General features: G+C 43.3%; 35 protein-coding genes. 32 read left to right on the forward strand and 3 right to left on the reverse strand.

Annotated features, from left to right (window positions below; genetic code table 11):
* The first annotated feature begins 88 nt into the window (after window positions 1–88).
* The 24 genes from CHH67_RS21110 to CHH67_RS21225 all read left to right on the forward strand — a co-directional run bounded on the left by CHH67_RS21110 (window position 89) and on the right by CHH67_RS21225 (window position 15,065).
* On the forward strand, window positions 89–583 hold the full coding sequence (locus CHH67_RS21110; RefSeq protein WP_095267356.1) for a hypothetical protein: 495 nt from the start codon (window positions 89–91) through the stop codon (window positions 581–583).
* A gap of 110 nt (window positions 584–693) precedes the next feature.
* Window positions 694–2,193 (forward strand): hypothetical protein, encoded by a 1,500-nt coding sequence (locus tag CHH67_RS21115; protein ID WP_095267357.1) that lies wholly within the window; start codon window positions 694–696, stop codon window positions 2,191–2,193.
* Between the two features lie 497 nt (window positions 2,194–2,690).
* Window positions 2,691–2,855: a hypothetical protein gene (locus CHH67_RS26315; protein ID WP_179292187.1), complete on the forward strand. Its 165-nt coding sequence runs from the start codon at window positions 2,691–2,693 to the stop codon at window positions 2,853–2,855.
* A gap of 17 nt (window positions 2,856–2,872) precedes the next feature.
* Complete coding sequence (locus CHH67_RS21120; protein WP_095267358.1) at window positions 2,873–3,157, forward strand: hypothetical protein; 285 nt, start codon at window positions 2,873–2,875, stop codon at window positions 3,155–3,157.
* Window positions 3,154–3,438: a hypothetical protein gene (locus CHH67_RS21125; protein ID WP_095267359.1), complete on the forward strand. Its 285-nt coding sequence runs from the start codon at window positions 3,154–3,156 to the stop codon at window positions 3,436–3,438. The genes CHH67_RS21120 and CHH67_RS21125 overlap by 4 nt, the downstream gene beginning before the upstream one ends.
* Before the next feature lie 65 nt (window positions 3,439–3,503).
* On the forward strand, window positions 3,504–5,267 hold the full coding sequence (locus CHH67_RS21130) for a DNA cytosine methyltransferase (protein WP_095267360.1): 1,764 nt from the start codon (window positions 3,504–3,506) through the stop codon (window positions 5,265–5,267).
* 657 nt (window positions 5,268–5,924) lie between these two features.
* Window positions 5,925–6,323, forward strand: coding sequence for a sigma-70 family RNA polymerase sigma factor (locus tag CHH67_RS21140; protein WP_179292188.1), 399 nt, complete (start codon window positions 5,925–5,927; stop codon window positions 6,321–6,323).
* Between the two features lie 6 nt (window positions 6,324–6,329).
* Window positions 6,330–6,482, forward strand: a complete 153-nt coding sequence (locus CHH67_RS21145; RefSeq protein ID WP_095267363.1) for a YvrJ family protein — start codon at window positions 6,330–6,332, stop codon at window positions 6,480–6,482.
* A gap of 14 nt (window positions 6,483–6,496) precedes the next feature.
* On the forward strand, window positions 6,497–6,685 hold the full coding sequence (locus CHH67_RS21150) for a helix-turn-helix domain-containing protein (protein ID WP_095267364.1): 189 nt from the start codon (window positions 6,497–6,499) through the stop codon (window positions 6,683–6,685).
* Window positions 6,686–6,832: 147 nt separating this feature from the next.
* Entirely contained in the window at window positions 6,833–7,303 is a 471-nt protein-coding gene (locus CHH67_RS21155) for a hypothetical protein (RefSeq protein ID WP_095267365.1), read from the forward strand.
* A 692-nt stretch (window positions 7,304–7,995) separates the two neighbouring features.
* Window positions 7,996–8,898 (forward strand): tyrosine-type recombinase/integrase, encoded by a 903-nt coding sequence (locus CHH67_RS21165; protein ID WP_095267367.1) that lies wholly within the window; start codon window positions 7,996–7,998, stop codon window positions 8,896–8,898.
* A gap of 40 nt (window positions 8,899–8,938) precedes the next feature.
* Window positions 8,939–9,130, forward strand: a complete 192-nt coding sequence (locus CHH67_RS21170; protein ID WP_095267368.1) for a hypothetical protein — start codon at window positions 8,939–8,941, stop codon at window positions 9,128–9,130.
* Between the two features lie 345 nt (window positions 9,131–9,475).
* On the forward strand, window positions 9,476–9,772 hold the full coding sequence (locus CHH67_RS21175) for a hypothetical protein (RefSeq protein WP_095267369.1): 297 nt from the start codon (window positions 9,476–9,478) through the stop codon (window positions 9,770–9,772).
* 25 nt (window positions 9,773–9,797) lie between these two features.
* Window positions 9,798–10,025, forward strand: coding sequence for a hypothetical protein (locus CHH67_RS21180; protein WP_095267370.1), 228 nt, complete (start codon window positions 9,798–9,800; stop codon window positions 10,023–10,025).
* Between the two features lie 115 nt (window positions 10,026–10,140).
* Entirely contained in the window at window positions 10,141–10,347 is a 207-nt protein-coding gene (locus CHH67_RS21185; RefSeq protein WP_095267371.1) for a hypothetical protein, read from the forward strand.
* 68 nt (window positions 10,348–10,415) lie between these two features.
* The gene (locus tag CHH67_RS21190) at window positions 10,416–10,973 is read left to right on the forward strand and encodes a hypothetical protein (protein WP_095267372.1); all 558 of its coding nucleotides are present in this window, start codon (window positions 10,416–10,418) and stop codon (window positions 10,971–10,973) included.
* A gap of 232 nt (window positions 10,974–11,205) precedes the next feature.
* A complete protein-coding gene (locus CHH67_RS26320; RefSeq protein ID WP_179292189.1) occupies window positions 11,206–11,382 on the forward strand; it encodes a hypothetical protein in 177 nt (58 codons plus the stop codon).
* Between the two features lie 738 nt (window positions 11,383–12,120).
* Complete coding sequence (locus CHH67_RS21200; RefSeq protein ID WP_095267374.1) at window positions 12,121–12,303, forward strand: hypothetical protein; 183 nt, start codon at window positions 12,121–12,123, stop codon at window positions 12,301–12,303.
* 77 nt (window positions 12,304–12,380) lie between these two features.
* A complete protein-coding gene (locus CHH67_RS21205; RefSeq protein ID WP_095267375.1) occupies window positions 12,381–12,632 on the forward strand; it encodes a hypothetical protein in 252 nt (83 codons plus the stop codon).
* An 86-nt stretch (window positions 12,633–12,718) separates the two neighbouring features.
* Window positions 12,719–12,931 (forward strand): hypothetical protein, encoded by a 213-nt coding sequence (locus CHH67_RS21210; protein WP_144029299.1) that lies wholly within the window; start codon window positions 12,719–12,721, stop codon window positions 12,929–12,931.
* A 328-nt stretch (window positions 12,932–13,259) separates the two neighbouring features.
* Window positions 13,260–14,114, forward strand: a complete 855-nt coding sequence (locus CHH67_RS21215) for an ArdC family protein (protein ID WP_095267377.1) — start codon at window positions 13,260–13,262, stop codon at window positions 14,112–14,114.
* Between the two features lie 54 nt (window positions 14,115–14,168).
* Window positions 14,169–14,411, forward strand: a complete 243-nt coding sequence (locus CHH67_RS21220; protein WP_244908284.1) for a 3-isopropylmalate dehydratase — start codon at window positions 14,169–14,171, stop codon at window positions 14,409–14,411.
* Window positions 14,412–14,551: 140 nt separating this feature from the next.
* Window positions 14,552–14,749: a hypothetical protein gene (locus CHH67_RS26580; protein ID WP_218832063.1), complete on the forward strand. Its 198-nt coding sequence runs from the start codon at window positions 14,552–14,554 to the stop codon at window positions 14,747–14,749.
* 31 nt (window positions 14,750–14,780) lie between these two features.
* Window positions 14,781–15,065: a hypothetical protein gene (locus CHH67_RS21225; protein WP_095267378.1), complete on the forward strand. Its 285-nt coding sequence runs from the start codon at window positions 14,781–14,783 to the stop codon at window positions 15,063–15,065.
* Between the two features lie 73 nt (window positions 15,066–15,138).
* Here the strand turns inward: CHH67_RS21225 and CHH67_RS21230 are convergent, their stop codons facing one another.
* Both CHH67_RS21230 and CHH67_RS21235 read right to left on the reverse strand, forming a co-directional pair.
* Window positions 15,139–15,726: a Cap15 family cyclic dinucleotide receptor domain-containing protein gene (locus tag CHH67_RS21230; RefSeq protein ID WP_095267379.1), complete on the reverse strand. Its 588-nt coding sequence runs from the start codon at window positions 15,724–15,726 to the stop codon at window positions 15,139–15,141.
* A 3-nt stretch (window positions 15,727–15,729) separates the two neighbouring features.
* A complete protein-coding gene (locus tag CHH67_RS21235) occupies window positions 15,730–16,629 on the reverse strand; it encodes a nucleotidyltransferase domain-containing protein (RefSeq protein WP_095267380.1) in 900 nt (299 codons plus the stop codon).
* A 189-nt stretch (window positions 16,630–16,818) separates the two neighbouring features.
* Here CHH67_RS21235 and CHH67_RS21240 point away from each other — a divergent pair, with 189 nt between their 5' ends.
* A complete protein-coding gene (locus tag CHH67_RS21240; protein WP_218832065.1) occupies window positions 16,819–17,658 on the forward strand; it encodes an ATP-dependent DNA ligase in 840 nt (279 codons plus the stop codon).
* 76 nt (window positions 17,659–17,734) lie between these two features.
* A complete protein-coding gene (locus CHH67_RS21245; protein ID WP_095267382.1) occupies window positions 17,735–18,244 on the forward strand; it encodes a hypothetical protein in 510 nt (169 codons plus the stop codon).
* On the opposite strand, the gene CHH67_RS21250 is transcribed toward CHH67_RS21245, so the two are convergent.
* Window positions 18,241–20,205, reverse strand: a complete 1,965-nt coding sequence (locus CHH67_RS21250; protein ID WP_095267383.1) for a DUF2325 domain-containing protein — start codon at window positions 20,203–20,205, stop codon at window positions 18,241–18,243. The genes CHH67_RS21245 and CHH67_RS21250 overlap by 4 nt on opposite strands.
* 219 nt (window positions 20,206–20,424) lie before the next feature.
* On the opposite strand from CHH67_RS21250, the gene CHH67_RS27120 reads away from it, so the two are divergent.
* The 6 genes from CHH67_RS27120 to CHH67_RS21280 all read left to right on the forward strand — a co-directional run bounded on the left by CHH67_RS27120 (window position 20,425) and on the right by CHH67_RS21280 (window position 25,563).
* Window positions 20,425–20,550: a hypothetical protein gene (locus tag CHH67_RS27120; protein WP_280523063.1), complete on the forward strand. Its 126-nt coding sequence runs from the start codon at window positions 20,425–20,427 to the stop codon at window positions 20,548–20,550.
* Between the two features lie 124 nt (window positions 20,551–20,674).
* Window positions 20,675–21,073, forward strand: coding sequence for an IS200/IS605 family transposase (gene tnpA / locus CHH67_RS21255; RefSeq protein ID WP_095267384.1), 399 nt, complete (start codon window positions 20,675–20,677; stop codon window positions 21,071–21,073).
* An 11-nt stretch (window positions 21,074–21,084) separates the two neighbouring features.
* Window positions 21,085–22,191, forward strand: a complete 1,107-nt coding sequence (locus CHH67_RS21260) for an RNA-guided endonuclease TnpB family protein (protein WP_095267385.1) — start codon at window positions 21,085–21,087, stop codon at window positions 22,189–22,191.
* A gap of 1,462 nt (window positions 22,192–23,653) precedes the next feature.
* A complete protein-coding gene (locus CHH67_RS21270; protein WP_095267387.1) occupies window positions 23,654–24,064 on the forward strand; it encodes a hypothetical protein in 411 nt (136 codons plus the stop codon).
* A gap of 37 nt (window positions 24,065–24,101) precedes the next feature.
* Window positions 24,102–25,028 carry a helix-turn-helix domain-containing protein gene (locus tag CHH67_RS21275; protein WP_095267388.1) on the forward strand — a complete coding sequence of 309 codons (927 nt, stop codon included), beginning with the start codon at window positions 24,102–24,104 and terminating at the stop codon, window positions 25,026–25,028.
* Entirely contained in the window at window positions 25,012–25,563 is a 552-nt protein-coding gene (locus CHH67_RS21280) for a DUF5983 family protein (protein ID WP_095267389.1), read from the forward strand. Before CHH67_RS21275 ends, CHH67_RS21280 begins: the two co-directional genes overlap by 17 nt.
* Window positions 25,564–25,597 lie beyond the last annotated feature (34 nt).

A 25,597-nucleotide genomic window follows, 5' to 3' on the forward strand; every position in this document is an offset into this window, starting at 1 on the left:
GGGTTTCGAAGCAGCAAATTCGACCTGATAAGCTTGTGCCAAGCGGCAAGCACACCGGCCGCACACTGATTTAAATGGAGGGATTAATATGAACCTGCATCATGTATACGTTAATCGAAATGAGACCATGCAACCAAAGAGTCTTCACGAGCAACTGCGTGAAATCGAAGAAAAAATCGCAGAGGAATTTTCTCAGGACCTCAAGGGAGAACGTATCTCCGACCAATTCAATGAGTGGAGAAAAAAACATAAGGAGCTCGGTATAAATATTAGATATCTTCTCCAAGGTATGAGGGATACTCAGGGATATATAGATGAGCAACAAGCCGAAATTGATCGGCTTGAGCAGCAAGTTAAACAGTTTTCGAGAAATATGGCTAAAACCAAACAGGCCAAAGAAAACCGGGAATACGCATCTTTGTTAGTCAATGAAATCATTCCTCGGTTTAAAGAGCAGATACAGTATAGTGAAATATCAATTCAAAGGAAGAAGCTCGTCTTGGATGGTTATTCGTGGCCAGAAGCAATACGAATGAGGCCGGAGCCAGACTCGGAGGAGATAGAAAACCCTGTTCTGTTTTGAACGATCGATCTCTAGGGGCGGGCTTCAGTATAAATTGTGCGGTCATAAGAACGTTGATTATAGGCCGCCTGGAAAAACCAGGCGGCGGCAGATTAATAGGAGGAATATTGATGAAATTCCGGAAAAATGCCTACTCAATTGAATACGATCATGTCGGAGATGTATCTTTCGTGGATCGGAAAGGAATATGGACGGCCAGTTATGTCAGACGAAATTCTCTAGAATCTTCCGTATCGAAATTTTCATTCGCACTCTATTTTCAAGCGAATCTTGAGCGGCTGCCGAAAGCCAGTCCTTATAAGGAATACTGTAATATTTACATGGGAGAGAATACGACGCCCGAGATGATGAAATCGAGGATTAAGTCAGCGTTTGGATATACTCCGGAGCGAGACACCGTGATTGGTATGTATCATCATTTCTTGAGATTGAGCAATGCTTGCCTTGAAGAAGATCAATACTATGCTTTGCAAGATAAGGAAGAAGCAAAAGCGATTCTCGAAAGAATAATTGTTCAAGCCAGGCGGCGGATTCATTCCAATCAAATGACTCCTTATACGGATTGCCGGTTCAGTACAGATCGACGCTTGGCCTATGAGAAGTATTTAATGAAGGAAGAGATCGAGGAGGCAAGGGAAGCGCAGAAGGCGATTAACGGGCACGCATTTGAAGAACCGATGTCTATCATTCAGAAGACCGGTCTCCTTGCTAAGTTAAATCACAGAATCGAACAAGAAATTGAATTATATCGCCGTACGAAAGAAATTGAAGCAAACCAGGAACTGAATGCTTATTTATTGGAGCTGCTTGAGGTTGATGTCGATTTCCGGAAACTGGTATCACTAACACTCTCCTGTTACGGGGATATCCGGACGGCTGACTTCAAAGTTGAAGTTGCACATCGGATGTTTGGCTACACTAAGCAGTTGGATGATTTTCGTAAAACAGCTTACGAAGCTCTTCACACCTTGCTGACGAAATATCGATTGCCGACTTATGATCTGCATATCCTGGTTCGGATCGGGGAGGTATATTTGAAGAAAGGTGGCATGCTGCCGCCGCCAAATGCTCCTTTCGAAAGAAGGCAGGGGGAGTTTTATTATCGGGACAAGATCTTTTGTGGGATCGACTCGTATACAATTCGGCAAGTTGGGCGGGTTTACTTATATACAGACTGCGATAGAAAGCTCTCTATTAACCAGGCTTGTCATTTTGAGAAAGCGCCATACGTTGATCAACCGAGTGAAGTAGAGCACTTTTTGCACAATGAACTGGCAAGGTTGAACAATACTTTTCTCTTTCCTGAAGCCCATAAGCGTCCCCTTGGGGAAGTGATTCGACATTTAGGGGGCAAGGGTTTTAAAGTCAAGAAACTGAAAGAAGAGTATATGCGTAAGCTAAACGAATCGGTTGCTGCTGGGGCATATGAAGCATACCAAACAATCCTTGACGTATTCCGGTATTTTTATTTGGAGGAACGCTTGGCTGATCTCCATGATTTGGCTAAAGTGTCCAACCAGGATTCTATCCAAAAAATCCAAGCTGAACTGATGGATCTGCAGCGTAAACATCATTCTGTTTTAAACTTTGGGGAGAGTATCTTATCTTAGAGCCATGAAACCCCACCACCCACGAAAAGCCCAAGCGACCAGCGGAAAACCACCGCTGTTCCATTGGGCTTTTTGCGCTATAAGGAAGCGATCCTTTCGGATCGCCTGGAATATAGGCGCACTGTGGGTACCCGGTGGCATGGGGAAATAAACATGGTTGGAACCGGAAACCGGTTCCTTGATTGTAACGCTTTTTCGCTTTTGCCACCCGCATGTTAACCGGAACAGGCCAACTAAATAACCAGCCGATCGAGCCTCCGGCTTCGCCCCTCCATCGCCTGGTTATTAAGTTGGCCAACCGACTATTCAAGGGGCAAAAAACTCTTTCCTTCCAAAGCATGATTGTTATGGTGGGAAAGAGTTTTTTTGCTTTAACCCTTGATTAGCCGGTTATGTTCCGGTTCCCAAGCTCCATGTCAAAAGGCGAAAAAACGCCCTTTGGGACCGCATCTCATGCGGTTGGCAACGCCAAAAAGCTATTTTGAAAGGAGATCACAATGTTTGTAGCCCAACCCATTGATTTTGATGAAATATCGGAGTGCCTGGCTCAAAAGCAATACGAAGAATCAATGTTGAAACTAAAAGCTGCCTATGAAAAGGCCCGGGCGAATGGGGATCAAGAGAAAATGACCGCGCTGCTTGAAGCGATGGATGAACTTTAAAAGGAGTGGATCAGGTAATGAAGATTTCGGTACAGAAGCATAAAGAGGAAGGCAGAACGGCAGGGTTTGAAGTGGAGCTGATCTGTAAAAGTGAAGCAGAATTCAGAAAGGCTTTCGAGGAGATTAAGGGAGTGGACGGGGTGAGATGGTGCGGCTGCCCGGTCGAGGAAGATGAATATTATTCGGATATGATTGCTTATCTTCCAAAGGTTCCGGGTGTCCTGGTTTCGGAATTGCAAGACGAAGCCCGAGCGATCGCAAGGGAGTGCAAGTATATTCTAAAGTCTAAAAATTTGAAATGAAAGGTGTGATCATGATGGAAGAGCTCTTGCTGTATCTAAGGATTCTTCACGGTGACGTCAATACAGCAAACGAAGTAAAGCTATTTATATCACAGCTGCTTGGACGGATCGAGTTTGGAGAATTTGAGGAAGGGATAACCCAGGTTATAGACTTCCTAAACATGCATGAACAAACCAACTTGAAGGTAGCCAGTTTTACAGAAGAAATGATCGCTCTCATTAAGCGTGGAAGTTTTACAGATGTGAACGAGGACAAAATGTATGGTTTTATCTTCTGCTAGGACATTAAAGCGGTGGATCGACAGGAGTCGATCCACTGGAATACTACCAGGAAGGTGAGAATTTTATGAAATCCTTCAAATTTACATATTGGAGAAAACGAGATGTGATTCTTTCCAAACCAGGGAAAGATACAGCGAAAAAAATCAGCATACTGAATCAAAAATATGGATATGACAAGGATTATATAGGAGAGATTACGGTTGACAATTTCGCTGGTGGAGGCGGGGCCTCCACCGGAATGGAGCGTGCATTAGGCTGTTCCGTTGACATCGCCATCAATCATGATCGCGATGCTATCGCGATGCATAAAAAAAACCATCCTCATACCAAACATTACTGTGAAAACGTTTGGGAAGTCGATCCTTTGGAAGCAGCCGCCGGACGCCCTATTGGATTAGGATGGTTCAGCCCGGACTGCAAACATTTTTCAAAAGCGAAGGGAGGTCGTCCAGTTCAGAAAAACATCCGCGGTCTTGCGTGGGTTATGGTCAAATGGTGTGGAAAAACTCATATGCGGATGGCCATTTTGGAGAACGTCGAAGAGTTTACTTCATGGGGGCCGCTGATTGCTAAGCGGGATCCCCAAACGGGACGTGTTTTGAAAGTGGATGGAAGTGTCGCTGCTCCGGGTGAAGTTGTCGCTTGGCGTGACCAGCAGCTCACACCAGATCCAAAGAGAAAAGGAAAATATTTTCGGGATTTCATCCGGACGCTAAAGAAGCTTGGATATGCTGTCGAATGGAGGGAGTTACGCGCTAGAGATTATGGCGCACCAACAAGTAGGAAGCGCTTGATCCTCATGGCGCGCTGCGACGGCAAGCCGATTGTATGGCCAAAAGAAACGCATGGCCATCCGGATAGTCCTCAAGTGAAAAGCGGTAAAATGAAGCCTTGGCGAACCGCTGCTGAAATTATTGATTGGTCTATTCCTTGTCCGAGTATCTTCGACCGAAAACGGCCGCTTGCAGACAATACACAGCGGCGAATAGCTAAAGGTATTGAAAAATTCGTACTCAATGATCCAAACCCCTACATATTGCCTTTTGTAATCAAGGTGAACCATCAGGGAGAAGGTTTTCGGGGGCAGTCGATACAAGAACCTATGCAAACAATAACCTCAAAAAATGGCTGGGGAGTTGTAACGCCGTTCGTAGCAAGAATTGGGCAAACCGGGTTTGGGGGAGATCGGCTGCAGTATCCGGTGACAAACCCTCTAACGACCATTACAACAAAAAACGAGCATTTGCTTGTCAATCCCGTCTTGATCCAGATGGGATACGGTGAACGAAAAGGGCAGGAACCCCGGGTGCTAGATCTCAGTCAGCCGATCGGAACCATAACTGCAGGAGGTAATAAATTCGGGATTGCCGAAGCGATTCTGCAGAGTGAAGGCGAAGCTGCTTTAAAGGACATAGAAGATAGGAGCCTTAACGTTGCCGCATTCTTGATGCAGTACAATGGTGCAAGCATCGGGCAGCGCCTGGATCAACCGATCAATACGATCACCACGAAGGATCGATTCGGTATTGTGGTTGTAATCCACGGAGTTCCTTTCCGAATCGTTGATATTGGTTTCCGAATGCTAGAACCTCACGAATTGTTTGCTGCGATGGGCTTTCCTGACAGTTATATCATCAATATTGACGCTGACGGAAGAACCATATCGAAATCTCAACAGGTAGCCAGATGTGGCAATTCGGTTCCACCAGCGCTGCCGGAAGCCTTGGTTCGGGCAAACCTGCCGCATCTTTGTACAGGGGCAGGAACACGATTGACCTTCGAACGATACAGAGTATCCGGAGAAGGGCAAATGGAGTTTTCAATTTAATGGGACCAGCAAAAATAAGCAGCTGAAAACACTTTTAATCATGAGAGGACGTCCATTGGACGTCTTTTTGACGTTTCACAACAACTAAAAGGCAGGATAAACCGATAGTTAATCCGCCAGAAAAACACAGGAGGGAGGGTTATATTTCAAAGGCGCTTTTCAATTGAATAGGTGAACTTGAAAGTTTCCAAATCATGCTCGAAAACAAGCAAGCAAAGGAGAGTATTAAAATGTTAACATTTGCGACAATAATGACGGGAATTATCCATGCATTGATTTTTATCGAGAGGCATCCTATGCTGCAGGCACTGGTTGAGTTCCTTCTCTGGAAAATATGGAACTGGATTAAACAGCGCTTCAGAAAAAGAAAAGCGTCTCCAATCCAGAAGGGGTCTCCTCGTTTCCGGAATCGGAGGTTGCCGAGGAAGCGTATAAGGAATCACCATAAACGCAAGTTCAAAAAATAAGCAGAAAAAATCGGAAGCGCCAGACTAGTGATCGGCGTTTCCTTTTTCATAGCGCATTTTTATCTTACCTTGGATTTTTGGAAATTGAATGATAAAATATAAGAACATTTGTTCTGTTGGTTGTAAAATATTAACTCGCTTCCTCTATGTATTATTAGAGGGGTCTTTTCTAAAGGAGGTGAGTGGTATATTGGAAAAGGAAGATATAACTCGGCGTTTTGTTAAGTACATGGCTAATCTTATTCATTACAATTCTATTAATTATGACAAGAAAAGAAGAGTTTCGATCAATAGGTTTCCTCTAACTTTGGACAATGATAAACGTCCAGAATCAATCGTGATGGCTTATTACGATCCGGAAGCCATACCCCCTGATTTGAAAGATCACATATCAGATTCTGCACTATTCCAGGCATACACTAAGCTTACAGAAAAACAACAAAGGATCTTATCCCTGGCGTATGTACAGGGCCTCAATGACAAAGGAATAGCGACAGTATTAGGCGTATCTCAGCAAAATGTTTCAAAAATTCGTCTAAATTCTTTGCGCAAACTAAGACAGTTATTAACCAATCAAGAACAGAGGTGAGGGCAAATGGATCAATTAGATTGGGTAGGTTTGATTGCTAATTTAGGGTTTCCGATTGCTATCACCGCTTATTTACTTCTTAGATTTGAGAAAAAAATTATTGAATTGAGCGAAGCAATTAATGGTCTGAAGGATGAATTACACAAAAAAATAAAGTGAAGGGGAGATAATCTATGATGGCAGATTTACTTTTGAAAGCACAGCTACATAAAGATAAAAATGCTGTAGTAGAGATTCTGGACTCTTTCACCCCTAAAATAAATGCGTCACTACGTCAAGTACCTCCTGATCACCGAGAGGATCTAAGGCAAGAACTATATTTATCAATGATAGAAGTTATCCATAGATTTGATCTTAATTAAAATTTATGTTGTGGTTGTAGATATTGAGATTCATTTCTCTTTATATATATGTAACCTGATTCAATCAAACTAGGCTGCGGGGCACAGCTTAGTTTGATTCCCGCCCCTATCTCTAATTAAATCTATTAAATCTGGAGGGATTTTATCATGGCTGATGTACGTGAATATTGGGAAAGACTTAGTGTTACTGCTTCTGAACTCAACGATATTGTTTCCGCACAACAAGTTGCAGTGGATGCCTTTGATCGGAAAGCAAGCCAAGACTGGATCCGGAGACAACTCGAAGCCATCAATAGTTATGCGACTACCTTTTTGGCTCTTGCCTTTGCAAGGAGTACTCCTGTTGGTGTAGCAACGGGAATTGCTATTATCATTGCTGGTCCACTAGCGGATAACTATTTCCTCAATGCTATCAGAAATGGTCTGCACGGGAGGGACCAAGGGACTTTACGACACTCTACCTGGTTTAATAATAACACTGATAAATACCAACGCATTGAATTTGAAGCTGCTTTTGTAGAGTACACCGACGCTGGAGGTAGAATACGTTTCATTACTGGAGCTGGCCCCATTGACCGTATGCAACGACGCGATGGAACTTGGGTTTACGCTTCTTAATTTAAATAAAAGACCGCACTAATTGTGCGGTCTTTGTTAGATTAAGATGTAAACAATAGTAACTATTATAGATAAGGCCATCATGCATAGTGAAGTAATATGTTTTTGTGAACTTCGAATGTACTTCCATTGAAAGATAGATTTAACACCGAACACTAGAGTAAGTAATACGCCAAGCCCAATATATTTATAAGTAGGTACTTTAACAAAAACCTCTAACAGAATTCCAAAAATTACCGCAATCACCCAAAACCACCTGTATGGGATAATACCATCCGTGTCTGATATCTTCTCGTCTGTTTTTCTAATACTAATATCCAGAACAAATTGAATCACAGCTCCGAGTAATATTACTATAATAGCAAAATTCATCAATATCACCTTTCCTTTCCGATTATTTAAAATATATTACACTAATACAGATTTTTATGCATCAGTAATATGTATCAAATATCTTTTGTACAAATGACTGATCACCGATAAAACAAGAACAACTTTTATTTATGTGTAAAGAGAAGTTCTCATGATCTGCCATTATTATGGGATCGAGGGCTTATAAACACTTTCGTCGTCTTATCTATACAGAAGATGACGAGTTGTGATAAAATGGAATAAATAAAGCTAGATTCTACCGTTTCGTAAGAAAAGAAAAACTTGTCGTCTTCTATAATTACAAAATGAGGGATTCATGAATGCCGCAAATGTTCGACTATTTTATTCATCATCTGGACCAGTCAGGATCGTCTGATCGGACAATTGCAAATTACAAAGCGACATGGAGTAAGTTTCAAAAGTGGATGCAAAATTCCGATCCGGATATTCAAGATGCTGGCCAGGCTACTCAGAAGGATATTTCCGACTATAAGCGTTACATGATTGAATTTGGAGGCAGGGGAGGAGCGCCTGCTAAACCAAGTACGATGCAGCTCACGTTCGTACATCTAAATGCCATCTTTCATTTTTTTTCACAAAACAACTTTATTCCGGACAATCCAGTTGAACGGGTGAAAAAACCACCGGTGGCCCGGCGAACGCCTAAATGGTTGTCTAGGAACGAACAGAACGCCTTTTTGCGAGAAGTGCGTAAAAGTGGTAGTAAGAGAGACAATGCCATTGTGACTTTGATGTTACGAGCTGGGTTACGTGTTCACGAGCTGTGTAATCTTCTGCTAACCGATGTGACTTTAAATGCGAGATCGGGGAACGCCTACATACATGGTAAGGGTTACAAGGATCGTGAGGTGCCCTTAAATTCTGAAGTGCGAAACTCTTTAGAAAGTTACCTTAAAGAGCGCAAGGACGATAGCCCGTATGTATTTTCTTCGCAACGTTCAAAGAAAATGTCAGTCCGCGGCGTGCAGCATATGGTAGAGAAGTACCGCGAGAGGACTAGAATCCCACATCTTACCTGCCATGCTCTTAGACACACTTTCGGGCACGACTTGGTGGCTGCCGGTAACGACCTTCAGAAAGTGGCCATGCTGATGGGGCATTATAAAGAGGACGGGACGCCGAATATCGAAATGACCATGATTTATACGACTCCTGGTGCTGAGGATCTGGAGGCTGCGGTGGAGTCGATCAGCTGGACGTAAGAGACCTTAAATATTTTGTTGAGAGGAGAATGTAAAACAAATGATGACAAACATAGTTATAGAACTGATTGAGGAACAAATTGGGCGTAAGATGACTGAAATTGAAATAGCTGAAATATCTCGGTTAAATGACGAAGGTTGGCCAGCATCGGTATTGGCTCCAAACATGCAGGTGATTCTGTCATTAATTGAATCTGCCAGGGAATTTGGAGAAAAAAGTTCTTCTAAATAAAAATGAATGAGTAAGTTGACTTCTGGAAGCAAATGTTTTTTCCAGTGGCTATTGTTTTATTTCTTGCCTATCTTATTAATTTGGCAATTCTGTAATTATGGCTGCGGTGGAGTCGATTGCTGGACCGGAATTAGAATGGAGGAGTCGTCGGCTGTTATTTGAAAGGTGGACCGTCAGATAGAGTAGTGTGCACGACATGTAAGCACGAAGAGCCTCTGTATGCGAATGCGGGAAGTATTCCGGAATGGGTGTTTGATAAGCGTAAAGTGCACAACAAAATCTGGAATGGAAAGCAGTACGTAGAGGCGGACGATTAATGAGACGAATAATACTACCGGAATTGATATGACGCTGAAAACAAGCGAGGCGCTAAAAATTAAAAAGGAGGGGGAGTATCAAACTATGGATCTCACTAGTGGTGAAACATCTGCAATAAAATCTGCTTTGGAAAAATACGTGAAAGATACTGAAGGGCGTATAAAATGGGCTGAATCTTTGGAGGATGATTACAAGGATGAAATTGGATACACCAAAGACAAGTATTTAGAAGTAACTAAGCAGCAACATCAAGACGCTCTCGGTGCTCTTAGTAAAATATCAGCGGGTGTGATCAATGTTAGAAGATTCAAATACGAGGATTAAAGGCGGACATAAGGAGAGATAACAGGTGTACTCACTTTATTACTCAAAAAAAGAGAAAGTCATAGAAATTAAAAAAGCAAAGAAAGTTCTTCAAAAATTGGAGTATACGGATGAAGTAACGAGATATAACGATTGCTACTACATTTGCTCAAAACGTTCTCCCCTTGTTGAAAAGGCTAAAGAGATACACGGAGAGTGGGTTGCTGAAATAGAGCAAGAATTGAGGGCCTTGAGGTCTATAGAAATTAAATAACGATTTACAGCGAACAGTGGGTGCCTCACAAGAGGCGAAAAGGTATTTTAATAGTACGAAAATATGATCCTGTTGTCACAAGCAGCGTTACTGGATCGTTGGAGGGAAAATTATTATGAAATGTTTTGAAGTATTCTATGGAATGGGTGGGATAGCAACAGGTGGCTATTTCAAGTCTTTAATCGTTGCGGCGAGTGAGGAAAACATTGAAGCCATGCTGTGCGAAGAACATGGTGAGGATGTGTTGATTACCAAAGTCAATGAGACGAGTCAAACGAATGGGTACGATCACGATCAGATCTTGTCTACTACACGGGTGTAATGTGAGGGCATGAATATAATCCTTAGTCTAATATCGACAAGATTCATTAATATCTGGAGGGACTAATTATGGAAATCACCCCTTTTTCCATCGGTAAACAATATGACACAGTCGTAAATGGACAGATATGGTCCTTTACCTTTGACGGCGTTGACCCCGAAGATGAAGATCTATACTTCATCACTTGGAGTACGGGTGAAGAAGAGATCCATTCCAAGGAAGATCTCCTTCGCGGTATAGAGGAAGTGGATATTCTAAGAGCCGCCGGAATTGTATATCCAAGAGGAGTATCAGATCAGGATCAGTATGAGGCTTTGAGATCCGTAATGGATCAGCCTACGTATCGTTTTGGAGGAATGGTGGTTCCGCGGGCTATGGTATTGACCTGCAATTTTGCCCCGGAACATTACTACTTGGAAACGAGGGCCAGATTCGATTCAGAATACATGGGATTTGAATATGATCCGGCAAACAGCCTTCTCAACATCACTTCTCCAGATCCGGATGCGCAGTTGCCGGACTGGGTTATGGATCGACTTCCTGTGTCTGCTGTGATGCGAATTAACCAGGATTCGGTACATAAAAAAACAATCATTGTAGTAAAGCTTCAGGAAACACCTAGCTGATTGCATCGGAAGGAGAATGAGTAAAATGACACATCTCGAAATATCTCTTTTGGTGATCTCGATTTATGTAGTGTGTGTTTTGTTATCCGGGCTTGTTGCCTTGGGTAATACAAATGACGAGGTGAACACCACGAAAACAATAATCGGTTTTCTCTTTCCTGCGGCCTTTTGCTTGGCTGCTTTACTGATTATTGCGGACTTATTACCATAAAAATAATTTGGAGGAGATTCAATGAAAAAAGAAAAAAAGAAGTTCGATGCAGAGAGACAGTTATTTTTTTTAGAGTTCTTTTTTGAGTCATTATTGCCTTTGCTGTTGATTGTCGGATTGTTCGGTTCCTTTATGTACATTTTGTATCAAGCTCTTGGAATCCAAATAGATATATTAAAATTGTACCTTCAAGAATAAATAACCGAATGAACCGATTGTATTGAACATAGAGTCGTCAATTTATGTCTTCATGAAAAAGGCAGATTAATGCTTGATGTGATTTTGATCCTTTTGGAAGAGTCGTTGGTGACTGATCGAGAGGAGGTATTGACTCTTGGGTTCACTTCGTTGAAATTCGTGGATCGAATTCGAAAGATCTGATAGGGCTCATGCTACCGGCTCTAACCTGTCGAAAACCACGCCAGGTAAGATCCGGTACGCACCGCTGCGGCAGGGCTACGGTCGATAACGAGAGCCCCTAAGCCGGCGGTTCCCTCCGGCCAAGGGGCTCTATGTTCCTGCCCGGCGCTGATCCCACCGCACGGAGCGAAAATCTAACGTGAAGGCAATTTCTAGAATGATGAACAGGGCAAGGATAGAACCGGCATAACGCCGGTTCTTTTGGTGTTTGGTTTTTTCGCTTTTGCCATCCGCATGGTAACAGGAACAAGCCTACTAAGCATCCAGGCGGCCGAGCCTCCGGCTGCGCCCCTCCACCGCCTGGATGCCAAGTAGGCGAGCTGCCAGATCAAGGGGCAAAAAAATCTTTCCTTTCAATGGTTGTCTACCAGGAAGGAAAGATTTTTTGTGCTTATTCCCTTGACCAGTCAGCTATGTACCTATTCCCAAGCTCCGCGTCAAAAGGCGAAAAAAACGCCCTTTCGGGACATCTGTCCCATGCGGAAGGCAAGGTTATTCAGGAGGGGAGTGAATGGAATGAAGTTCGAAGAAGGAGCTATCTACACGATTGACTACGGCGTTGTAAGTAAGTTGGCCACTTTCCTTATGAGTAAGGATGGCCTGAATCTATTTCGGGATTCTGATGGGTTATTTAACTTATCTGATACATTTCTTTTAAAGGGTAGGGTCAAAGTCACTGCTGCCGACACGGATTTCTGAGTTTATCAAATGAATTAAATAACGGCAGCCGCACGGCTGTCCAAACCATATATTATTCACGGAAAGGATTGATCGCTATGCCATTGAAACAGCAACAATTCAAACGGATGTGTAGGTTTCAAGAAAAGCACTTTACTCCAGAACAAATTGATGAGATGGGTTTCGAAGATGACAAAGAAATCCCAGGTGTTTCATACCATTGGTTTTTCTGGGTTGGGGAAGTGAGGTATGAGCAGCGTTACGATCTGAAGAGTAAAGAGATCACACTGAAGAAAGCAATGCCCTTGCCCAAAAGGATGTCTTCCTCTGCAGGATGTCGGTTCATCTAACTAGATTTACGGGCAGCCGCCCGCACCGCCGTTCGGCATTGCGGGCGGCTGCTGCACTGTACATTTTGAAGAAAGGAGATCAGATCGTGGAGCTGCCTAAAAATATAGAGAACTGGTTGAAAAGAAATGCGCCTGGCTATGATGTGAAGCCGGATACAACCCATGGTTATTGGATATTTATCGCATCGAAAAATGGGGCCGATAAAGCCCAGGCATATTTTGAAAGGTTTCATAAACACAGCGTTCAGAAAATGGAATGGCGGGCATCCTGGACTTGGCTTGCGATCCATATTATATAGCCAGCTGGGCAGGGGAAAGGCTCTTACATCGTTCGGGCTCATGCTACCGGCTCTAACCTGTCGAAAACCACGTCAGGTAAGAGCCGGTACGCACCGCTGCGGCAGGGCTTCGGTCGATAACGAGAGCCCCTAAGCCGGCGGTTCCCCTCCGGCCAAGGGGCTCTACGTTCCTGCCCGGCGAAGGAAAGATTTTTTGTGCTTATTCCCTTGACCAGTCAGCTATGTACCTATTCCCAAGCTCCGCGTCAAAAGGCGAAAAAAACGCCCTTTCGGGACACCCTCCCATGCGGATGACAAAAACACCAAACAACTTTTAGGAGGAATCAAGATGAAAAAAACAGTATATGAAATCGTAACAGAGCAGATTCTAAAGCTTATGGCCCAGGGTGTAGCACCTTGGAGACGACCTTGGAAACCTGGTGAAGAAGCGATAAATTGGTTTACTGAAAAACCTTATCGCGGCATAAACAAGCTTCTTACTGAGCCTGGCGGGGAGTATGCAACATGGAAGCAAATTCATGATGCAGGCGGAACGGTGAAGCCTGAAGAGAGAAAGAATTATAATATTATTGTTTTTTACACGGACTACATTAAGGAAGTAGACGAGGACACCATAGAAAAATTCCCTGTTTTGAGATATTACAAGGTGTACAACGTTAATACACAATGCACGGGTTTGACATCTAAGAGGCCGATAACAGAAAAACCGAATGACACGCAGCATAACCCAATTTTGGAGGCGGAACGCATAATCAACGATTTTGCTAATGCTCCTGAAATTGTGTTTAAGAGTGGCAGGGCCGTTTACAATTCGTTCTTTGACCGGGTTTCTGTCCCACCTCTAAATGATTTTGACAGCCCGGAGGAATATTATGCCACCTTGTTTCATGAATTGGTGCATTCGACGGGCCACAAAAACAGACTTAACCGGAAGTTTGGCAGGAAGTTTGCCGACGAGCAATATAGCAAGGAAGAACTGATTGCCGAGTTTGGCGCCGCGATGCTTTGCGGTATTGCTGGTATTGAACAACCCGTTATTGAGAACAGTGCGGCATATATTGATAGTTGGATGAAGGTTCTAAAAAATGATAGCCGCTTAATTGTCACTGCAGCAAACGCAGCGCAAAAAGCGGCAGACTATATCCAGAACATTAAGCCGAATAAAGATCAAATTGCAGTATAGAAGAGGAGCGCCGCCTTGCCGGGCGGCGCATTATAAACAGAAGGAGCGGTTAACGTGAATTTATCTGAAATGAATGAAAAATTGGAAATCGTGAAACTTGGAAGCCAGAGATTCAAAACCGCCGGGGGGTACTATCAGCCGGAGGGATATGCTCTCCGACATCCGGAACTTGGATTCCTGGCATTTGAGGGAGATGTTCCCTATATTCCCGTAGGAGGAAGGCAGGCGCTGCAGGAAATCCTTGATGCGGGAGGGCTTGTTAGCACCGATGGCTGCAAATGGATCCAAGCCATGTAGCGCGGGACTGGTGGAAGGAATCACCGCATGCGGTGATTCCTCGATCGGAATGAATGGACAAAACCGGCTTAGAATAGCCGGCTTTTTTTGTTTTTTTGACGCGCCCCGGAAAAGGTAACGAGCTGCTGCCGCAGCTCCTTTTGAACAAAAAGTTTTCAGACCTTACGCTCCGATCTTACCACTCCGCGCCTCAAGCAATGCAAGTCCATGCCCCTTCGGGGTGGCCGAGGGAGAGCTTCGCAGCAGGGCCGGTGACGGACTATACCGCCCGTCCCCAGCCCTTTATTCAAATGGCCAGACTTGCATTGACGGCGCTCCGTGGTGCGCTCTACGCGTAAGGTTAAGAAATCAAAAGGAGCTGATTCAAAGATGAAAAAACAAGAACACCTTTTCAAGAACTTTTGTAAAGACTTTGAGAAACTTAGTGGATTCTCATTTCATGAAGATCGCATACAGCGCCTATCTACTGGTGATTCCTTTGTACTGTGTTATGATGCCGTCTTTCGGGGCGAATCCAATATAAAGACATTCGTAAATATCTTTATGCACGCGGACGGGAAAATAAAATGGAGAGCAACTTGTGAGGAAGCTTTAGAGGAAATTTACGCACTCCATGAACTCTATTTTCAGGAGGGCGCAAAGGGGGCTGCATAACCCTCTTAGCACAGCCCGCCGACAAGTGCCGGCGGGCTGTGCTAAGAAATATTCATCCATTACTTGAGATTCATTAGCGTTTGAAATGCAAAGAACCATAACTTAGCCTTCCTCGTCCTGTGAAATACTCACCGTCAAGTTGTCTTCGGTCTTTCGATAATACCAGTCTAGTAAACCCATGATGAATATTCATGGTGCTGGCCGCAGTATACTTAGGTTCATTTTGATATTGATAACTTAGAACCAGTCCATCTGCATCGGTAGTGATGATCGAAGATGTCATACTCTTGGATGATGATGTTCCGTTCTTAAACACCACAAGCATTCTTGTCCAGGTTTGTTTTATTTCAATCTCAGCTTCTTTTTGTGTGGAATGTTCGTCATAGGAGGTTAAGAAATAGCCAGACCAGGTACCGTTGAGATCAGGTGTTTTAATGATGCCCATTTTCCCAAACCATGTGCATTTCCATAAGAGAGTATCAAAAAGGCGGTAATAAATAGTATAGAAGCCTGCAACGGCTGGTGCATCGAGCCACCAGGGTGTGGTGAACCCCAAGAGATTCATCGCCTTGGGCAGTCCAAGAGCAGATAAAATACTCAATATTGCCAGATACAAAGGGATTTTGCTTCTTTCGTCTGAATCGGTTGAATAGGTATGCATGCTTTACTTTCCCCAATCATTCCATAAATTGATAATGGCCGATAGAAATCTTTCTGCATTTTTAATCTGCCATTGTTCAGGAGCAGACCCAAAAAGGTAAAGTTGTTTGTTCTGACAAAGGAAGGGGGTGAAGTCAGCACTATGAAACCAATTCAAGATTTCGTACATAGAATTGCTATAGGAGCTTTGGAATTTGTTGTTCGGAACATTATAAAGAAGCCCTTCAATAAAGTAGCCAGGAGCAAGTGATTTATCAAAAAGCCCTTTATCATGCATATAAGATCGTGCGTTTTTGAATATTCGAATCATCGCTTTGTACTTCTCACGGGTATTTTGATGTTTTGTAACACCGTTACTATAATGAACTTTTGGGAAATTAATGACTTGACGGTTCTCTTTGGTTGTCCAGAAAGATATACCCTCAACAAAGTCAGTGCTCTCGCCTGTGAATTGCGTATAATGACGGTATTGTAAGGAAGGAACCACATCAGCTGGTAATCGTCCATTACCCGGCAAAATTTTTATCGACTTGTTACCAACCTTGATGCTCAATCTTCCATAGTAATCTTCCAGCACGTCAATGAGATCTTTTTTAAATTCTTCCCACGAATATGTAGCTGGGCTCAACTCCATATCAAACCATACTCTTTCATTGACATCTAGCTGGTCTATGTTATAAGCATAGGTGCTGTTTAATTGAACAACGATGTCTACGTCTGAATCTCCGCGAATATTCGTGGAGTTCCTATAAGATCCTTGAAGATAGGTATCAATTTCAACTCCTTTATTTTTGAAGACCGGACTACTATCAATAACGCCTCGAATTCGTTCATGGGTAAGCTTGGATGATGTAATTGCGCCTTGGTGTGCCCATGTTTCAAGCTGACTTTCGGGAATAGACAAATTGCATACCTCCAGACTAAATACGAATGAACGTTCTTGTCATCATTCTACATCACATGGGTGATTGTGTAAATTAATGTCGGGTCAATTCTTGTTCCTTCTGCAAGCAGAGGTTTTCCATGAACTCCCGGTTATTTCGTGGCGTCTCACTATGGTAAGCTTTTTGTGGTGATGATTATGATAGATCCTATGTTGTTAGCGGATCTCAAGCAACCATTTGAATCCCCGCAACATATTGCGGAATTAAAACTGGATGGCATACGTGCTGTTCTGGAAGTCGATGATCGCGTTAAAATGTATACCCGGCATCAAAATGATATTTCTTCCCGTTTCACGGAGGTGACTTCAGCTGCAGCTTCAGCAGTCCTTCCGGGAACAACCCTAGATGGTGAACTCATCATATCTGATCTCATTACCGGGAAACCTGACTTTGAAGCGATGATGAGTCGTTTTCAAACGAAAAAGGTAAAGCAGAGAACTCCAGGATTAACCTTTGTGGCATTTGATATTCTTCGATACAAGGGAGAGGATCTGCGTGCCCACGGACTGATGGAACGGAAAGAAATTCTTCATGAAGCCCTTCAGGAGAACGATGTCATGAAGCGTATTCGATTTATGGAGCACAGCTTTATTTCATTTTTTGAATTATGTAAGCAACAAAAGCTTGAAGGGATTGTCATTAAGAAACGGGACAGCAAATATTATTCCGGAAGAAGACCGAAGGATATATGGCAGCGTGTCGTGGTTTATGAACGAGAGAAGTGTGTTATCCTTGGCTATTCAAAAAGGGAGCTGGCCTGGCTCGTTGGTGTAGAGAGGAATGGACAATTAGAGCCGGCCGGTGTCGTGAAGTATGGATTGACTGAGGAGCGCCGGAACAAGGCGTTTCCCATTATGGTTCGTCATCAAACTCACGAAACGAAGGATTATGTGTATATCAAGCCTATGGTTGAAGCTACCGTTCGGTTTCGTCACTGGACAAAGGCGGGGAAAATGAGACTCGCAGTGCTGGAAGACGTTCATTTATAAGGGGAACGAAGTTTGATGTAGAGTTATATATTCGGCTATGATAAGGTAAACATAGATTTCAAAAGGAAGTAACCCGTTGGTTCAGATTAGCCAACCTGTGGCGGGTTACTTCTTTTTTCGATCTTCGCCGATGCACCTTATCCAGGTAAATTATGCTGCCATTAATACCGATATAGATAATAATAAGTACATGATGTCGAGGGGGAAAGGTATGGTTTCATTCACTCGTTTCGAACAAGAACTTAAAGAATCCGAAAAAAAAGTAGAAGAATACAAGCAGCTATCTCACGATGAGAGAGTAGTTTTGAAGATTTACCACAAGTCGATTGCTTCCTCATACTCAATGAATCAGTCAACCCACAGTCTATTGAACTCACTCAGCATGATCCTCTTAATGGTCTCGTTAATTTATGCCCTAACGGATATGGCGAATGTATGGCTTTTGGTTCCTATTGGTGCTTTAGCGCTTTCTCTTCTTTTTTTAATCATCACTTTCACCGTCCATCATAAAAAAGCAACAAGATCGGCAAAGGAGGCAGAGCTCATCGAGCTGGCTGAGTCCATGGATCAAAAGAGGAAGAGTTAATCTTCCTTTTTTTGTAGTCCATTCCGGATCAACTCTTTGTTTTCCCACAGTAGAGATCTTAGATTTGACTTAGAACCTTCGATCATGAATTGTGGGATTCCATTTGCTTTAGCAATCTCTACAGCGGACCAAATGGCTTTATGTGATGTCGCCGTAAAAAGTTTGAATAAGGCATTACATTTACGAAGTTCGGCGAAGATTCGTTCCGGCGACTCTCCATTCTCGTGCACGTATTCGGCCCCCGTTTCTTTAACGACAGACTCAAACCACTTGGCCTGACCTCCAATCACCGCAATTTTGCACCCTTCCAGAAATGGTTCTGTACTACGAGTTATTTTTTTCTTCCTATCTTCTTTCTTTTTGATAAACGTATGTTTTTCTTCTGGTGTATTTCCTTCATTATCATTCTCGCTGTATAGCTTTGAAAGACGGGCGAGATTCTTGTTTATTCCCACGTTGAACAAGCAAGGGCTTCCATGAAGAGGTTGCTGAATCTCTACATCTTTATAATGAATCGGGAATCGACTTTCTGGATTGTTTACATCCACGCAGTAGTACGTATGGTGTTCGCCGATCTCGATAAATCCCAGGAATTGCTCGATCGGCGCATAGGAATCATCGCCTTGAAAGATGATCTGAATATTGCTGCAAGTCGTCTTGCCACCACGTGTTACGATTTCGCAAGTAACTTCAGCCTCATGTTCTAATCCTATCGTGTGAATAACTGCTTCTCGAACATAGATTGTCTCGCCGTTATCAAATTCAATAACCCCACCCAAGTCTTTACGATAAAATGTGCCTGTACGCGTTTCGGCGGCTGTGCTGTTAGGTGCTTGAATTTCTCTTGTTGCCGGATCTTTTTCATTGTTGTTATCGCTATCGATATCGTTTGACTTACGTTCACGTTCAACTTCGGAATCGAAGAAGTGATTCTCTATCTGATTCATTAAATGAAAAGTGTTCAGGATCTTCTCGCGATGAGTGCGTTGCTCTTCACGAGGGAGATTTATCATGTTATTTAGAAGGTTCTGAGAATGATCATACAAGTGGTTAATCATTTGAGCCGATATGACACTGGGATCATCTTTTTGGGCCATTTGTTGTTCTAGACGATCTATTTTTTCCTGGAGCCGGTTCAATGCTGAATCGAATTCCAGCTGCTGCTGAGTCAATAGGGCCATCAATCTTTTTATTTCTTTGTTTAGTCGAACATTCTCGCTTTCCAGTTCGAGTCTCTTCTGACGCTCCTCGGCATACTTCTGCTCAGCTGCGATTCGCTCCGCAGTTGTTTTTTGGATCTCGCTCGTTAATGATTCAACTTCGTTTTTCAAGTGCGTGTTAAAGCCCTCGTGTTCGCGTATTTTCTTGTGCAAGCGATCGATCGTCAGTTCTGCTTCGCGACGCTGCGCTCGTTCTTGGGCAACCAACATACTCTCCTTTTGTTCTTTCTTTGCCGGTGTTTTCGTCTGATCGAGAGTCGAGGGGGTATGGTCTTGTGGAGGAGGCAGCTCCACTATAAGTTCCTTCAAACGCTGTTCTGTCCGAGCGGTTGGGTTCGGAAAGAAGAGGAGTGCCCAATAATACTTCCAAGCACCATACTTATCTATTTTTTCTTTTTCTGAAGCTAAAAAATCTGTATCTGATATATCCGGATGATCTTCGTATACTTCGATGATGGTCATCATAATGGCTTCAATCAATTTTAGTTTTTGGCTTGGTTTTTTTGTTCGGGCAAGAATGACTTGAATGAATCCGTTCGCTGCGATTATCCTTTTGGGGGCTGGTTTCATATTCATAGTCGCTTGGAACTGTTTTATTTCAAAATCGCTTAGTTCTTGTAGAAGATAAGTAAGTTCTTTTATAGGGAATGGTGATGATAGAAAATGCGCTATTACATTTCGAAAGGCTGTAATGATGGGCGGATCTATAGATTCTATTGATTCAAAAATACTTTTTTTCAATTATTGTCCTCCATTCATGAGAAAGCGCCTCCATGATGCCCGGCTTTAGGCCGATCTTAGAGACGTATCTAAATATCAATCAAATTATACAATTCATCATTGCAGTCCTACAAGGATTCTATACAAGCCCTATTTCCACTTTTTCTTTGTGATTGAGGTATAGTTAAATATAAAAGTGTTGATGATTTATAGAGAATTCAAGATAGAAGGAGTGAGGGTATGACGACGTTCTATGATCAATTTGAAAGTGTCGATGAAGCGAGGCTGCAGCTGCTCGTGGCTAATGATATTGAGGGGCATCAACTCGAGTTTAACTTCCCTCCGAAAGAAGTCTCCTACTTCTAATCGTGAAGGTGCGTCAGCACCAGTGTAAGTGGGAGATGAATTTCGGTTAGGCGTAGCCTAAAGTTGTCTCTTTTTTTGTACTATGATATAATCAGTCTTAGGTAAAAGAAAGGTTGTTATATCAATGGAATTAGACAATAATAATCATTCAGTGTTCTTGTTGTATTATCATCTCGTTCTGGTCGTAAAATATCGCAGAAAAGTGATTGACGATGACTTATCTGACTACGCGAAAGATATGTTTGTACGATTAGGTGAAAATTACAATATTTCCTTAATCGAATGGAATCACGATATTGACCATGTGCATATTTTGTTCAAAGCACATCCGAATACTGAAATGTCAAAGTTCATCAACGCTTATAAAAGCGCAAGTTCTCGACTTATCAAAAAGAATTTTCCACAAGTGAAAAGAAAACTTTGGAAAGAGTATTTTTGGTCAAGAAGTTTTTGCTTACTTACAACAGGCGGTTCGCCTATTGAAGTGATAAAGAAATATATAGAAAATCAAGGTATGAAATGAGGTGATTCGATATGGCAAATAAAGCATATAAGTTTCGTCTGTACCCAACGCAAGAACAAGAGCAACTTCTTGCAAAAACCTTCGGTTGTGTCCGTTTCGTCTACAACAAAATGCTTTCGGAGCAAAAGGAAACATATGAACAATTCAAGGACGACAAAGAAACGCTAAAGAAGCAAAAATTCCCGACTCCTGCTAAGTACAAAGAAGAGTTTGCATGGCTCAAAGAAGTAGATAGTCTGGCATTAGCGAATGCCCAACTAAACCTGCAAAAAGCATACAAAAATTTCTTTTCTGGTCGTGCTGAATTTCCGAAGTTCAAAAACCGTAAGGCGAGACAATCCTACACAACTAATGTGGTCAATGGAAACATTATGCTTTTGGATGGCTATATCAAATTACCGAAACTGAAACTTGTGAAAATGAAGCAACATCGGGAAATTCCGTCGCATCATATCATCAAGTCTTGTACGGTTTCTCGAACAAAAACAGGGAAATACTACGTTTCGATTCTCACCGAATATGAACACCAACCTGTACCAAAAGAAGTACAAGCTGTTGTTGGCATAGATTTTTCCATGAATGGCTTATTTGTCGATAGTGAAGAAGGTAAGACAGCCAATTATCCTCGTTTTTATCGTCAAGCCCTGGAAAAGTTAGCAAAGGAACAACGCATCTTATCACGCAGAAAGAAAGGCTCTAATCGTTGGCACAAACAGCGTCTGAAAGTAGCGAAGCTACATGAAAGAATTGCGAACCAACGAAAAGACTTTCTACATAAGGAATCGCACAAATTATCGAAACAATATGACTGCGTGGTTATCGAAGACCTCAACATGAAAGGAATGTCACAAGCCCTCAATTTCGGAAAAAGTGTTGCTGATAATGCATGGGGCATGTTCACGACATTTCTCCAATACAAGTTAGAGGAGCAAGGAAAAAAGATTATCAAAATAGATAAGTGGTTTCCATCATCCAAGACTTGCTCCTGTTGTGGTCAAGTAAAGGAGTCTCTATCTCTTTCTGAGCGCATATTCCACTGTGAATGTGGTTTTGTGGCAGACAGGGACTGGAACGCTTCTATCAACGTCAAACATGAAGGATTGCGATTGTTAGCATAATCATATATAGAGCATGGAATAGGCTCGATAGCTAAGTAAATTTCGTACCGTGAGGTACGATTACCTTAGAAGCCCCCACCTCTAAGCGAAGCGTAGGTGGCAGGTAGTTCACGAATGCATTTGGATTGAGGGTAGATCTAAGTTCCGGATTATCGGGCACGAAACCCCACCACCCATAAAGCCCAAGCGACCAGCGGAAGGTCATCGCTGTTCCATTGGGCTTTTTGCATTGTTTCACAATGCAACCTGGGTACCCGGTGGCGTGCAGGCTAGCCAGCAATTTCGAAGAAGAAAGCCCCTTGTTTGTCTCCCAAGAAGACCTTCTGCAGTGACAGCTTCTTTCGTCTTCTTCAAACATCCGATCGTATAGTGCGCCCCGTAAATGATTTTGGTATAATCATCCTATGGACTGAAGGTGCGGTGGAGTGATCGCGGCGCGACTCTCGTCAAGGGGGTGACGCCATGATCGCCCTTGTGGAGCTGCTAGACATACTCAAAGGTACTGCTGCGGCACTGAGTATTTTACTCAGTGCCCGGAAGCTTTGCCGTTGGATTCGTCGGAAGCTAAACAAGCGAAAACCCACCGCAAAAGGTTAGGTCGCCTTCGGTGGGTTTTCGTTAAGCAATTAACTTAGCGCGCCGTGGGTTTCCACAGCTTTTGGTCCTAAGAGTCTTCATCGTACCAGGATGAAGGCTCTTTTTTAGTATACTTCGAAATTCAGCAAATATACCTTCTGTTAGATATACAGTGTATATATGATATAACCTGTTTATGTCCTAATCATATCACAAATTGATCGAACTTTGAAGGAACTTCCGAAGTTCGGTTATTTCCGTGGGGTTGTTAGAGGTCGGGTTCGCAGCCTTCAATAGGTGGACCGGCCCTCATGGATGCCCTGCCTGCGGGCAGGGCTTCGGAATAAATGGTGTCGCTTCGCTACCGGGATGCCCATTTCCGCATCCCGACAGCTCGGACCTCGAAGAATATCCTTCGATGACAAAAACATTCTCAAAAGAAAAAAGGCAGCGCTGCCGTCCTGGGGACGTCTTCGCTGCCTTTTTGTTAGCTTATTCGAAGATGAAAAACCGGTTTGATTCGCGAGAGGTTCCTCCTGCAGTCGCAGCTCCTTTCGTTTTCTTTGAACATCCAATCGCATGTCGTATCCGTTGATCATAGCAAACCACGCAGCCATCCTCCAAGCAAGGGTGGCTTTTCTCTTTCGAGAACGCCATCCTCCGGACGAGCCCTTGCATTCCGGCTGTCTGCGTGGTGAGGGCGCTATGACGGCTACGACATACGGATGTTCTTTGAAAACTCAATACGCTCGCTTTACCAGCAGAAGGAAACTGCTCATCAAACCAAAATCAAATAATCCGCTCATTGCCGCTCGGGCTAGACCGGCAAACGAAGCCGGATGTTGGGTTTCAAAGGACAAAGTTTAAATCAGGAGGTTTCGCCATTATGTTGAAAATTTCAAATTTCAAGCATCTGCAAAACGACCGTCTATACCGGGTTTTTGACGCGGCAGGTAATTCGCAAGTTTTAGTCTTCCAAAGTTGGTACGAGGAAGACGGTCTTATCTTCATTGTGTTTTGTCGTCCAGATTCTGAGCTGGTGGAAATTTGGGCGCAAGAAGATTTTCTCCAGGCGATTGATGATAGAAAGGCGCAGACGGCGTACAAGCGTTTCTGTCAATCGGTTGCAGATGAGATGTTTAGAAAGCATGAACTTATGCTCGCCATCTCTCATGCCGAGCAAGCACTTTCCTCATTGGTCGAAACGCTATACAACGCCGGTAAGTCATTTCGGGATTTCAAAAGTGACTTGGAAAAGTTGTTAGTGATCCCGGATGAGATCAAGGAGAAGTTCTAGTTGAAGGGCAGCATCCACGTTTAGGAGGGGATTCACATTGGAAATTCGCGGTTTCAATGACGCATTTGGAGAGCTAACGACTTTGATATCTGTCCCGAACCGGGACAGATATGGAAATGCTCAATATCGCGGCAATTATGCAGGTGATGTTCTGGCCAAACTAATTTCTTACTTGCAGCGTACGGGGATTCAATCCCCGTACGTCTATGACCCAATGGAAGGAGGGAAGACCAGCCGGGATGTCTGTTCTTACCTGGGCATTCCCTATGTAGGAGACGACATCCACAACGGATTCGATGTCGTGAATGATGACTTTCATGATGTCGGGTTCGACCTTACGGTTCTTCACTATCCGTATTGGAACATGATCGACTATGCCGCTGATCTACCCAAGCATCTCCAAAGCCTAGACATGAGCCGGATGGACTGGAAAACGTTCATTGCCGCGGTGTCTCATGTGAATCAGAAAGCGGCAGCTCACAGTCGATATGTGGCCGTGTTGGTAGGCGACATGGTTGTAAAAGGTAAGGGCTATATCAAAAGCATTCAGAGAGAGATGTCTTGGGTAGGCGCTCCTGTGCGGCACTTCACCAAAGTTCAGCACAATGCAATGAGTTACCGCCGTAACTACCGTGGCAATTTTATTCCAATTGTCACAGAGCATCTGATTTTGTTCAAAACAGATTATAAGCCAGGAGGGCAACTTTGGATACTTGCTCCCGGCCAATACAAACAAATCTCCACGGACCAATACATTACGTGGAGGAACGCGGTGAAGCATGTAACAAAAAACTTAGAGAACATTACACCGCAAGCCGTCTTTGAGGCGGTGAAAGAACGTTTTCCAATCAAGCTCAAAAACACAAATACGCCGGAAGCCACAGTAAGGCGTACTTTGCAGGAGCTTGAAGCTGAAGGGTTTCTTCGAAGAAGGGTTCGTGGCTATTATGAGCGAGCCGTTTGATCCAAAAAATATTGAAAGGATGATTCATATGAAGATTTTCATCGTTGTAAAACAGTTCCAGGAAGTGATTGAGCAAGTCACTCCATTTGTTGGGAGCAATGCGAAGAGGAACGCCATGAATGACTTTAAGGAATGGACGGGCGTCGATTATGAGGAATATGAAAAAAGAAGACAACAAGGAGAGGATGCGCATGACATTCTCGGAGAAGATTTTGTTGGCAGCAACATTTATGTTGAAACTGCATTCTCCGGCCTTGAGACGAGTCAGATGCTTTGTGTAAGCACCAGTCATTTGAGTCAACAGGCAGCAGCAGCGCTGGAGAAAGACATGAAATTACCCCTGATCTACTTTCGGAAGCACCAATATGGTTACTTTGTCTTTGTCCCTGAATCTAATGAGATTCAGGAACAACTTGAAACTCTTCCGGATGGCTTGAGGGAAGTGCTTCAGTTTGCATCTGATGCAGGCGTTGAATGGTTGATGGTCGATCAAGACGGCCCGGTTGTACCTGGATTGAAATGCTATGAGTGGTGAGGGGATAGGGCTTGCCCTATTCCATTCCCATAAA

The organism is Paenibacillus campinasensis (assembly GCF_002272015.1).
GTDB lineage: Bacteria > Bacillota > Bacilli > Paenibacillales > Paenibacillaceae > Paenibacillus_AQ > Paenibacillus_AQ campinasensis.

Excerpts from the sequence above, each read along its gene's own strand:
- CHH67_RS21215 (WP_095267377.1), top strand. The coding sequence starts at position 13,260 with ATGAAAAAAACAGTATATGAAATCGTAACAGAGCAGATTCTAAAGCTT.
- CHH67_RS21200 (WP_095267374.1), top strand. The coding sequence starts at position 12,121 with ATGAAGTTCGAAGAAGGAGCTATCTACACGATTGACTACGGCGTTGTA.
- CHH67_RS21150 (WP_095267364.1), top strand. The coding sequence starts at position 6,497 with ATGATGGCAGATTTACTTTTGAAAGCACAGCTACATAAAGATAAAAAT.
- CHH67_RS21145 (WP_095267363.1), top strand. The coding sequence starts at position 6,330 with ATGGATCAATTAGATTGGGTAGGTTTGATTGCTAATTTAGGGTTTCCG.
- CHH67_RS21205 (WP_095267375.1), top strand. The coding sequence starts at position 12,381 with ATGCCATTGAAACAGCAACAATTCAAACGGATGTGTAGGTTTCAAGAA.
- CHH67_RS21115 (WP_095267357.1), top strand. The coding sequence starts at position 694 with ATGAAATTCCGGAAAAATGCCTACTCAATTGAATACGATCATGTCGGA.
- tnpA (WP_095267384.1), top strand. The coding sequence starts at position 20,675 with ATGGAATTAGACAATAATAATCATTCAGTGTTCTTGTTGTATTATCAT.
- CHH67_RS21190 (WP_095267372.1), top strand. The coding sequence starts at position 10,416 with ATGGAAATCACCCCTTTTTCCATCGGTAAACAATATGACACAGTCGTA.
- CHH67_RS21230 (WP_095267379.1), bottom strand. The coding sequence starts at position 15,726 with ATGCATACCTATTCAACCGATTCAGACGAAAGAAGCAAAATCCCTTTG.
- CHH67_RS21130 (WP_095267360.1), top strand. The coding sequence starts at position 3,504 with ATGAAATCCTTCAAATTTACATATTGGAGAAAACGAGATGTGATTCTT.
- CHH67_RS21185 (WP_095267371.1), top strand. The coding sequence starts at position 10,141 with ATGAAATGTTTTGAAGTATTCTATGGAATGGGTGGGATAGCAACAGGT.
- CHH67_RS21120 (WP_095267358.1), top strand. The coding sequence starts at position 2,873 with ATGAAGATTTCGGTACAGAAGCATAAAGAGGAAGGCAGAACGGCAGGG.
- CHH67_RS26320 (WP_179292189.1), top strand. The coding sequence starts at position 11,206 with ATGAAAAAAGAAAAAAAGAAGTTCGATGCAGAGAGACAGTTATTTTTT.
- CHH67_RS21170 (WP_095267368.1), top strand. The coding sequence starts at position 8,939 with ATGATGACAAACATAGTTATAGAACTGATTGAGGAACAAATTGGGCGT.
- CHH67_RS21225 (WP_095267378.1), top strand. The coding sequence starts at position 14,781 with ATGAAAAAACAAGAACACCTTTTCAAGAACTTTTGTAAAGACTTTGAG.
- CHH67_RS21175 (WP_095267369.1), top strand. The coding sequence starts at position 9,476 with ATGACGCTGAAAACAAGCGAGGCGCTAAAAATTAAAAAGGAGGGGGAG.
- CHH67_RS21165 (WP_095267367.1), top strand. The coding sequence starts at position 7,996 with ATGCCGCAAATGTTCGACTATTTTATTCATCATCTGGACCAGTCAGGA.
- CHH67_RS21270 (WP_095267387.1), top strand. The coding sequence starts at position 23,654 with ATGTTGAAAATTTCAAATTTCAAGCATCTGCAAAACGACCGTCTATAC.
- CHH67_RS21260 (WP_095267385.1), top strand. The coding sequence starts at position 21,085 with ATGGCAAATAAAGCATATAAGTTTCGTCTGTACCCAACGCAAGAACAA.
- CHH67_RS21125 (WP_095267359.1), top strand. The coding sequence starts at position 3,154 with ATGAAAGGTGTGATCATGATGGAAGAGCTCTTGCTGTATCTAAGGATT.
- CHH67_RS21155 (WP_095267365.1), top strand. The coding sequence starts at position 6,833 with ATGGCTGATGTACGTGAATATTGGGAAAGACTTAGTGTTACTGCTTCT.
- CHH67_RS21110 (WP_095267356.1), top strand. The coding sequence starts at position 89 with ATGAACCTGCATCATGTATACGTTAATCGAAATGAGACCATGCAACCA.
- CHH67_RS21240 (WP_218832065.1), top strand. The coding sequence starts at position 16,819 with ATGTTGTTAGCGGATCTCAAGCAACCATTTGAATCCCCGCAACATATT.
- CHH67_RS26315 (WP_179292187.1), top strand. The coding sequence starts at position 2,691 with ATGTTTGTAGCCCAACCCATTGATTTTGATGAAATATCGGAGTGCCTG.
- CHH67_RS21280 (WP_095267389.1), top strand. The coding sequence starts at position 25,012 with ATGAGCGAGCCGTTTGATCCAAAAAATATTGAAAGGATGATTCATATG.
- CHH67_RS27120 (WP_280523063.1), top strand. The coding sequence starts at position 20,425 with ATGACGACGTTCTATGATCAATTTGAAAGTGTCGATGAAGCGAGGCTG.